Origin of the sequence: Paraburkholderia sp. JHI2823 (assembly GCF_038900695.1) — a bacterium.
Lineage (GTDB): Bacteria > Pseudomonadota > Gammaproteobacteria > Burkholderiales > Burkholderiaceae > Paraburkholderia > Paraburkholderia mimosarum.
The window spans coordinates 60428-68223 of record NZ_JAYMRY010000039.1; the positions used below are offsets into that span (position 1 = coordinate 60428).

Here is a 7796-nt window from a genome sequence, read left to right on the forward strand (position 1 = left end):
GGGCAAGTAGCTACTAGGCTAGGTTGCAGGGACCCGGTATCAGCGAACGGCCGCAGGACTTTGCAAGCGGCCGTTGCGGATGCGAGAACCGGAATGACCGCCTAGGGTCGGTCAGCGACATTCGAGCCGCGTCTGGCGTGCGTATAAATACCCCTTTGCGGCGATGCCTCGCCGTTACACGCGGATCCGCTCCACCTCGTCCAGACTGATCTCGTCGCGTCGCCGGTCGTACAGCTGCGTGGTGCGCGTCGACGCATGGTTCGCCATCGCCGCGGCGTTCTCGAGCGTGCCGCCATTCTTCAGGTAGGCGGTGATACCGGTAGCGCGGAACGTATGGTTGCCGATCTTCGTTCCAATGCCGGCTGCAAACGCACGGCGCCGCACCATCGCATAGGCGTTGGCCTGTGGCAGCGGCGTCTCGCTGAGCTGCCCCGTGCCGCGTGCAATTGTGCGAAACAGCGGCCCCCTCGGATCGTTCGCGATTCTGGTGCCCTCGAGGTATGCATGCAGGTACGCCTCGAGCGCGTGATGACACGGCATCGCGTGCGTCTTGCCGCCCTTCTCACGCAGGCGTACCCAGAGGCGCCGCTGCTGCACATAGACATCTTCCACGCGCATCGCGAGCGCCGCGCCCACCCGTGCGAACGAAAACACCATCAACGCAATCAGCGCGCGGTCCCGCAGGCCTGCAGGCGTGCTTACATCAATGCTGTCGAGCAGCTGCCGCGCCTCGGTCGCGTCAAGCACCGGCGTCTTGCCTGTTTTTATGGAGTGCGAAGGACCGCGCACTGACGCAGCCGGGTTGTGCGGCACGATCTGGCCGGTGACAAGCCAGTCGAACAGATGCCGGATCGCGGCGAGCCGCTGCTTGACGGTCGGCGCCGCGTGCGTGACCGTCTGCAGTTCGATCCAGGCCGCGACGTGCAGCGGCTGCACGGCGGTGATCGACGGCACGCCGGCGCCAGCACACCAGGTCAGGAAATCCCCCGCGGCGCGCGCATAGGCGCGGCGCGTATGCGGATTGCGGATCGCCGACGCGAAGAACTCCAGGAATCTTATCGAGGCTATCTCACCGGCCTCCGCTACGACGACGGGAACGGGCAGAGCAAGGTGGGTTTGGGCTAATAGGTTCATCCAGGGCGGCCGGAATCAGTCGACGCAGGGGAATCCCTTGGCGCAGGAGTTGGAGTGAGAGGAGCCCCTGGCGCAGGTGAAGGGGCAGGCCCTGGCGCAGGAGATGGAGCGGGGGGAGCCGGGGGATCGCCGAGTTGCAGCTGCTGCCTAGCCTTCTGGGCGCCGTCCAGCACCTGCTGGACTGTATAGCCAGGATTCGAGTCGTACAGTGTGATGACATCAATAAGCATCTCATGCGCTCGTTCAAACGCCCGCCCCGTTTTTTGCCACGGAACAAGCGCAGACAGCCCTGACATGATGGCTACGGAGGTAGACCAGCTGCGAACGAGCTCATCGGGCCATTTATCAGGGCCATAGATAAACCCCGGGCGCCCGGCGGTGATGGCAGCGACGATCACCGTCCCGATCGACAGGATCCAGCCTGCGGTTTTCATAGCGGTTGACGCGGCATACCAGTACGCGGCGCGCATGCGTTGCCGGTCGATCTGATGCCATCGCGCCTGGTCCGTGACGTAGGAGGGCGCCGTGGTAACCCTGAGCAGATCGAGCAGCATGGTCGCCCTCCGCGAGAGTCGCCATATGTGTGATAAAGGACATTATCACATATAAGACGATGGGGGCCGTCGAAGACGGGCGTACAAAAGGTAGTACTACCTTTTGTCCATCTCCATGGTCGTGGACATCGCGTCATTGCAAATGATGCCTGGGAAAAGATGGGCGCTCGAACCTTGCGCGCGACTGGCGCACAAAAAACGGCTCCGTGTTTTGTGCATCTCCATGGCCGTGGACATCACGCCATTGCAATGATGCCTGGGCGGCTGGCTGCCGCGGTTTGCGGTTATCCGTGTTCGAAGGGACCATGAATACGCCATCCGGGTGGGTTCACCCGGATGTTCCGCGAATGTCCCAAAGCCCCCCACAAGGAGACCGTCTTGAAAAACGAACAGCAACATCTTGAGAGTGCCGAAATGAAGCTGCTGCGTGAGGTGAACCAGCGCACGACCCGGATGGAATCCCGCATGGTGCAGCTCGGCGATTTCGTAGGCGCAAACCTGCGCTCCAAGCTGCGCATTGACGTACGCAGGCCGAAGGACGGCGATGCGTACGTCGAGATCGATGCGCTCGATGTCTCGGTTTCGCGCATCATCACCGTGCTGCAGGACATGCACATTGACAAAGCGATCGACGTCTACCTGAAGAACAAGCGGGTCGCGACCGTTTATCCCCAAAACGCATAGGAGCCGACATGACGCGTAAACTCGTTAGCACTCTTGGTGACCTGTCGCCGGCCGAAAAACGGGCGCTGCTTGAGAGGATGTACCAACTGGCCAGGAGGCAACTCGCGACCGGTTACGACACCACCGGCAGGCCGGTCTGTGCGGCCGATTTTGCAATTACGAACAGCGCACGCAAGCTGATCGAGGAGCTGAAACGACAGATGGAGTAAGGTTGCCGATGTGCACGAGTGCTATGGCGAGTGTTCGGATTTCAGGCGACCGCCCGCGGCTTCGTGTGCGAGGTCGTGCTGCCCCGAGCTTCACCAGTTTGAACGGCACCGCGACAGGAGGCTGGGTTTCCTTCTGTCGCGCGTCAACCTGAAGAGAGCCTCGCGTCAGCCCGCCATGCTGGCCGGGCCGAACAGCGAGCCCAAAGGCTACTCCCACCCTTGCAGCTTCATGAAGAGTTCGAACATCTGTTGATCCTTGGCGCAAAGCTTCCAATCACGGCTGTTCATCGCGCCACTCCAGAACCAGCCGGAGCCGCCTAGATCTTCAATCTTGATTCGTGTACCGCGACCGCGCGGAAGCGGATCAGCGACTAAAGCCCGGTTGATTTGTTCCCAGCACTCTGCCAGGGAGTCAAATGGCGAAATCACTGTACTGTCAATGGTTAGAAGGAAGGCCATATTGGGGGTTAGTGTCTCTGTCGGTGTCGGATGAGGGGACGAGCTATTCGAGCGGACCCTAAGGGCTCGCGCACACATTTGTACTGGTTCGGAATGTATGTTGCCTAACAAATCTTCTATTCGCAGGCGTGCCTAAGTCTTCGAGCCGGACTGCGCTTTACGTATCTTGCGGTCCAACTTCCTCACCTGTTTCTCTAGCGCATCGATCTTAGTGAGATAGGGCCGTAGCTCATCCAAAAGACGGCCTTCCCGTTCCTGTAGCTGTTTGACCGCGAACGCGTATTCCCGCTCGTACCTCAGTCTGGCAACCCGCGTATCGGACCATGCACGGTTAAGGGGCTCGCTCTCTCTTCGCAGCTTGCGCAACTCGCGTAGAGCGGCCTTTAGTTGTGCCTCGTCAGCCAATTCAGCGGCCAGTTCGGGATTCATCATGAACTTTTCGCGCATAAGTGGAAGAAGATTCGAACCCTGACCGGAGTATGGCGAACTCCGCGCCCTCTCATCCGGAGATTTCCTCGATGTTTGATCGTTCCAAAAATCTTGGTTCTCCGCCGGTTCCGGTGCGCGGGCCGCATTCCGTCACCTTTGAGGCCCCGCCGACCGGCGCGGCGATGCTTCCGTGCTTGGTGGTAGTCCGCTGCAACCGGCGCAAGGGGCCGCCCAACAAACAGCCGTGAGCGTCGTGTGCAGGCAATTGTTAGTGCCACTTACCCGGGCCACTTCGCGTCACCTTTGCGCAGCACGACTTACGGTCCGTTGCGCTTGCGACTGTCCATCCACGCCAACCAACCAAGACGATAGGCACGTGCATCCACGAGCGCATGATGCATGCGCGAGTCGGTCCGGTAGCAAGCCGCCACAGTTCGGTCATATACAGACGTGTCGATCAGCGGGCGCAGGTCAAAGTAGTCTGCAGCCAGATTGCCGGGGCGAGGCGCTCCGAGCAGTGTCAGCAGAAAACGGAAATCGGTTACCGAGTCGCAGGCGACTTGCACATGACGCGGCGCTTCGACCAGCCAATCGCGCAACTCGATTCTCGCCTGCGCCAGTGTGCGCGGTGAGCCGTCGAGCCGCGGCAACACCTCCTGCTTGACGAACCTGGTGCAGTCCGCCGGCTGCCAGGTATCGGCCAGTTCAACATAAAACTCGCGCCGTGCATCTTCGGCGACCAGTGCCAGGCTGATCAGGCCGGGATCCGGCTGACCTATGCCGGTGTATTCGGTGTCAAGAAAAAGCAGCATCGAGACTGGCTCCTACCCTCGCATCGTAATCGCTACCATCCAGATTTGCAGCGCGATCATCTCAGCTGTCGTGGGTTTTCCCACACCCGCGCGATGGCCGCTATGGCGGCCTTCATTACTACGTCAAAAGCGGCCTCCGACACGCCTGTGTTCGCGTGGTATAGGTGCTTGATCTCCGTGCAGATCTCCCTCAGATAGTTGATCGCATAAACATCGGCGTGGAGCTGTGCCGGTTTGCCCAGAGCGCAACGAAGCAAATAGTCCGAAACAGCCAGGTTCCGTTCCTTTGCCAGGCTCTCGATCGAGAGCCGCTCGCCTGGGGTAACGCGCATGACCAGCCGTGCGCTTTTCTGCTGCATTTTCCTACGGTCTGACATTGTCAATCTCCGGCACAGGGAGGATTGCGGATGGCTGCCAGACGTTCTTCAGCTCCACCGCGATGCCTGAGAGGATCCTTTCGAGTTGTTCCACGCTTCTGTCGTCATGGTGTATCGCCAAATACTGAAGTGTTTCGAGCGCACCACGGAGCTCGCGTAGTGTGCCCCATTCCCCGTAGCTGAACCCGGACCGCTGCAAGGCACGCTGCACGATGAACTCCGATACGCTCCGACCGCATGCGACGGCAGCATTCTGGATCATCAGTTTTTCCACTGGCGTCACGCGAATTTCGAGTCGCTGGTCACGCGGATCGCCCGCCACCTGAAAAACCATTTTTCCCTCCTTCGTTCGGGTCTCGGGGCACAGCCCTGAGTTCAATGGAAAGGAAAGGATGGCGCCGGGGCCGCAGGCACCAAGCCATTTTTTCCGGTGTACGCACAACGGATGTTGTGTGTACATTCCCTATCCTGTCCTGCATGTGCCTCGCAAAATAGTGGTCTCTGCAGTAGAAGATTTAGTGAACTCTGCAGTGGAGCCCGGAGTAACTGTTTGCGTCGATTTTTTGAGGTATCTTCGCGTCATCGGAATGGTCGAGGGTCGCGGGGTCTGCGCCGTCGATCATTCCGTCGACATGGCCAGTCTGACCGCCGCCGACGCGAAGATAGAACTTCACGTGTATTTCCAAGTGAACTGGCGGGTGGCCGGGCCGAAAAAAGTCACAGGCGAAGCTCGATACCACGCTGCAGAAGGATTTCGGTGGGTGACATCCCCGCGCGCTGCTCCTCCACCGAGTCGAGCAGCGCCTCATGCTCGATCTGCTGCTGTTCCAGCAGCCGGATCAGCACCAGGATTTCGCCTCCGGCCTCAAGGTCCCGTAAGCGCTCGGGCTGATCAAACGCCCAGCGATCGACAATGCGCCACGCGACCAGGTGATAGGGATGGCGACGAAGCGCGGACAGTGTTTCCGGCGCAAGGACGCGTGACGCGATTGCCAGCGGTGGCGGATTGCCTTCAATCATGACCTTTCTCCGTGAGCGGTTTGATGTCGAGCGGGCCCAGCTTCTTGCGGGCGACCTGTAACTCCCAGCGCGTCTGCAGTCCAAGCCAGAACTCTGGCGTCGTATCAGGAAATCCTGCGGCAAGCCTTAGTGCCATCTCGGGACTTATGCCAAATCGGCCGTTCAGCAGTTCAGAGAGGCACTTGCGAGTCACACCAAGTGCCTCGGCGGCTGCGGTCACAGACAGCCTAGCCTTTGTGAGCCTGGGGCGTAGCTGCTCGCCAGGATGACGGTAGTCCGATGTCACGTGCTGCACTCCTCTTGATTAGCGTAACGTGACACGGTACAAAGCGACCGTCAAGGGGTATAGTGAACAAGCGTTTCCGATCAAGCTGTTTTTCCAACGTCAGAAAAAACCGGCCAGGACGAGCGCCGGCAACTCGGGACAAAACAATGACCGCCGCCGAACTGATTGCAGCCGTTAGCCGGCTTCCCGCCGATGCGCGGATGATCGTGGCTAATTGTTACGCTGGCTTGGGCTACGTGGCGTCGCGTACCCGAAACCGATCCAGCACATGGACCCAAGGTCAACGGCCGATGCCCCTTACGAAGGCCCGGCCCCACTCAATGAAAGCTCGTTCGGGCGTAACGGAACAGCAATCGCGATCGGTGGCCGACTGGCACTTCCTGCTCGATCTGCTCGGCACGCCGCTACCGGCTAACCTGGCCGATCACTATGCATTTGCGGCGCTTGCTTGAAAGCTGCCGGGGTCCGCCTTATCGTGTCGAATTAAAGCATTAATGGTCGAATTTCCTATATTTTTTTGGCCTTGCCATCCTATGGGACGTCAATCCTCCAAAGACATTGAAATTGCCAAACTTCGCACGAGAGCATTAATAAAAACCCTAATGGATGAGGCTCGTTGCGACAACCCCAACCAATTTGGCGCCTGGATCAACCGAGAGTCTGAGAGACTCGGCTGGCCGGACACGCAGTCGTCGAACAAGTGGTATCAGCTCATGGATGGCAAACTAAAAAAGCCTCCTGTCGATGTGTTGCGCATGCTAAGTCAGCTATTTCCTCATGCCGAAAAACTTTACCACGATGGCCCTTCAAATTTATGGCGCGCACTTTGGGGGGACGCGCATGACCCAAACGTGCTCTGGCCGCTCTGCCGTACACGCTTTTCCGATGACGGCCCTTGGCACAAGGAGACCACTTGGAATGAAATCGAAGCGAAATTTGTCAACGAAAGAACATTTCACGAAACCATCCGCGAATTCGAAGGACAGTTACTTCTTGCGATAGCGCATAACCAATACTTAACCCTTAGCCACTTGACCGAAGCGATTGCATTGTATCGACTACACCAAGCGATCAATTGTTTAGCAGTTTCGGATGTTGATGGGGTTGGTGCATTCCGATGCGTTCGACTTTGTTTGAACGGTTGCGTAATAAAATACCTTTTAGACCGATTTGATGGATACAACTTCGTACGTGACGAGCTAGTGAAAATGGAGGTTTGCCGCCTAACCACGGAGCAATCTTATTTTGGGTCTGTCGGCATTCAGCAACATCAGGTGCTGACGTATGCAATGGATCCACTTTCGTGGATCGACGATGAAACACGATGGAAGAGTTTGAATCTGGACTGGGCGCCAAACACAGAGTCGGAACCTGAGGACAGTGAAAGCGACGGCGACTGTGACCCGGAATGGGGCTGCAAGGATTGACTGCTCATCTGACTGTTAAAGCTGTCGCGAGCGGCACTTTTACGAGCTTCGTTGCGCCGGGGAGCTTCGTCAAGAAAGGGCATTTACTAGGAAAGATGGATTATTAAAGCGGGGCTCTTCGTCACGACGAAAAGCTTCGCGAGGTGACGTTCTACACCAAGGAAATGAAGGCACTGGGAATGGAGGATCTGCAACAGATCGTCGGCTGAGGGTCGGGGTATCGCCCACATATGGTAGACGCCTCTCCTTTTGGGGTTTCGTGGACAATTCCTCACTACATCTGGGCCGCGTCGATTCGACGGGCTAAATATAGATGGCGGTCGAGCCACTCTGTGGCAACGTAGGACAAACCCGCGCCTCTGAATTTGGAAGACACAGCGCTTCCCTCCCACCGCGCCCCCGGTG

General features: G+C 58.3%; 12 protein-coding genes. 4 read left to right on the forward strand and 8 right to left on the reverse strand.

Translation table 11 applies throughout. The features are described 5' to 3' along the window. Positions 1 to 174: 174 nt before the first annotated feature. Positions 175 to 1134: a tyrosine-type recombinase/integrase gene (locus VSR34_RS30295; RefSeq protein ID WP_342964337.1), complete on the reverse strand. Its 960-nt coding sequence runs from the start codon at positions 1132 to 1134 to the stop codon at positions 175 to 177. A gap of 932 nt (positions 1135 to 2066) precedes the next feature. Here VSR34_RS30295 and VSR34_RS30300 point away from each other — a divergent pair. Beyond that, entirely contained in the window at positions 2067 to 2372 is a 306-nt protein-coding gene (locus tag VSR34_RS30300) for a hypothetical protein (protein WP_342964338.1), read from the forward strand. 8 nt (positions 2373 to 2380) lie between these two features. Continuing rightward, the gene (locus VSR34_RS30305) at positions 2381 to 2581 is read left to right on the forward strand and encodes a hypothetical protein (RefSeq protein ID WP_342964339.1); all 201 of its coding nucleotides are present in this window, start codon (positions 2381 to 2383) and stop codon (positions 2579 to 2581) included. 207 nt (positions 2582 to 2788) lie between these two features. Here the strand turns inward: VSR34_RS30305 and VSR34_RS30310 are convergent, their stop codons facing one another. From VSR34_RS30310 to VSR34_RS30340, 7 genes are all read right to left on the reverse strand, one after another. Then, complete coding sequence (locus tag VSR34_RS30310) at positions 2789 to 3040, reverse strand: hypothetical protein (RefSeq protein ID WP_342964340.1); 252 nt, start codon at positions 3038 to 3040, stop codon at positions 2789 to 2791. 132 nt (positions 3041 to 3172) lie between these two features. Continuing rightward, positions 3173 to 3472: a hypothetical protein gene (locus VSR34_RS30315; RefSeq protein WP_342964341.1), complete on the reverse strand. Its 300-nt coding sequence runs from the start codon at positions 3470 to 3472 to the stop codon at positions 3173 to 3175. A gap of 314 nt (positions 3473 to 3786) precedes the next feature. Further along, entirely contained in the window at positions 3787 to 4281 is a 495-nt protein-coding gene (locus VSR34_RS30320; RefSeq protein WP_342964342.1) for a hypothetical protein, read from the reverse strand. Between the two features lie 56 nt (positions 4282 to 4337). Beyond that, a complete protein-coding gene (locus VSR34_RS30325) occupies positions 4338 to 4640 on the reverse strand; it encodes a hypothetical protein (protein ID WP_342964343.1) in 303 nt (100 codons plus the stop codon). Between the two features lie 4 nt (positions 4641 to 4644). After that, positions 4645 to 5118: a DUF1778 domain-containing protein gene (locus VSR34_RS30330; RefSeq protein WP_342964344.1), complete on the reverse strand. Its 474-nt coding sequence runs from the start codon at positions 5116 to 5118 to the stop codon at positions 4645 to 4647. 257 nt (positions 5119 to 5375) lie between these two features. Beyond that, the gene (locus tag VSR34_RS30335; protein WP_342964345.1) at positions 5376 to 5678 is read right to left on the reverse strand and encodes a hypothetical protein; all 303 of its coding nucleotides are present in this window, start codon (positions 5676 to 5678) and stop codon (positions 5376 to 5378) included. Next, complete coding sequence (locus tag VSR34_RS30340) at positions 5671 to 5973, reverse strand: HigA family addiction module antitoxin (RefSeq protein WP_342964346.1); 303 nt, start codon at positions 5971 to 5973, stop codon at positions 5671 to 5673. The genes VSR34_RS30335 and VSR34_RS30340 overlap by 8 nt, the downstream gene beginning before the upstream one ends. A 311-nt stretch (positions 5974 to 6284) precedes the next feature. On the opposite strand from VSR34_RS30340, the gene VSR34_RS30345 reads away from it, so the two are divergent. Together VSR34_RS30345 and VSR34_RS30350 are read left to right on the forward strand one after the other, a co-directional pair. Beyond that, complete coding sequence (locus tag VSR34_RS30345; RefSeq protein WP_342964347.1) at positions 6285 to 6416, forward strand: hypothetical protein; 132 nt, start codon at positions 6285 to 6287, stop codon at positions 6414 to 6416. An 81-nt stretch (positions 6417 to 6497) separates the two neighbouring features. Continuing rightward, entirely contained in the window at positions 6498 to 7391 is an 894-nt protein-coding gene (locus VSR34_RS30350; RefSeq protein ID WP_342964348.1) for a hypothetical protein, read from the forward strand. The last annotated feature ends 405 nt before the right edge of the window (positions 7392 to 7796 follow it).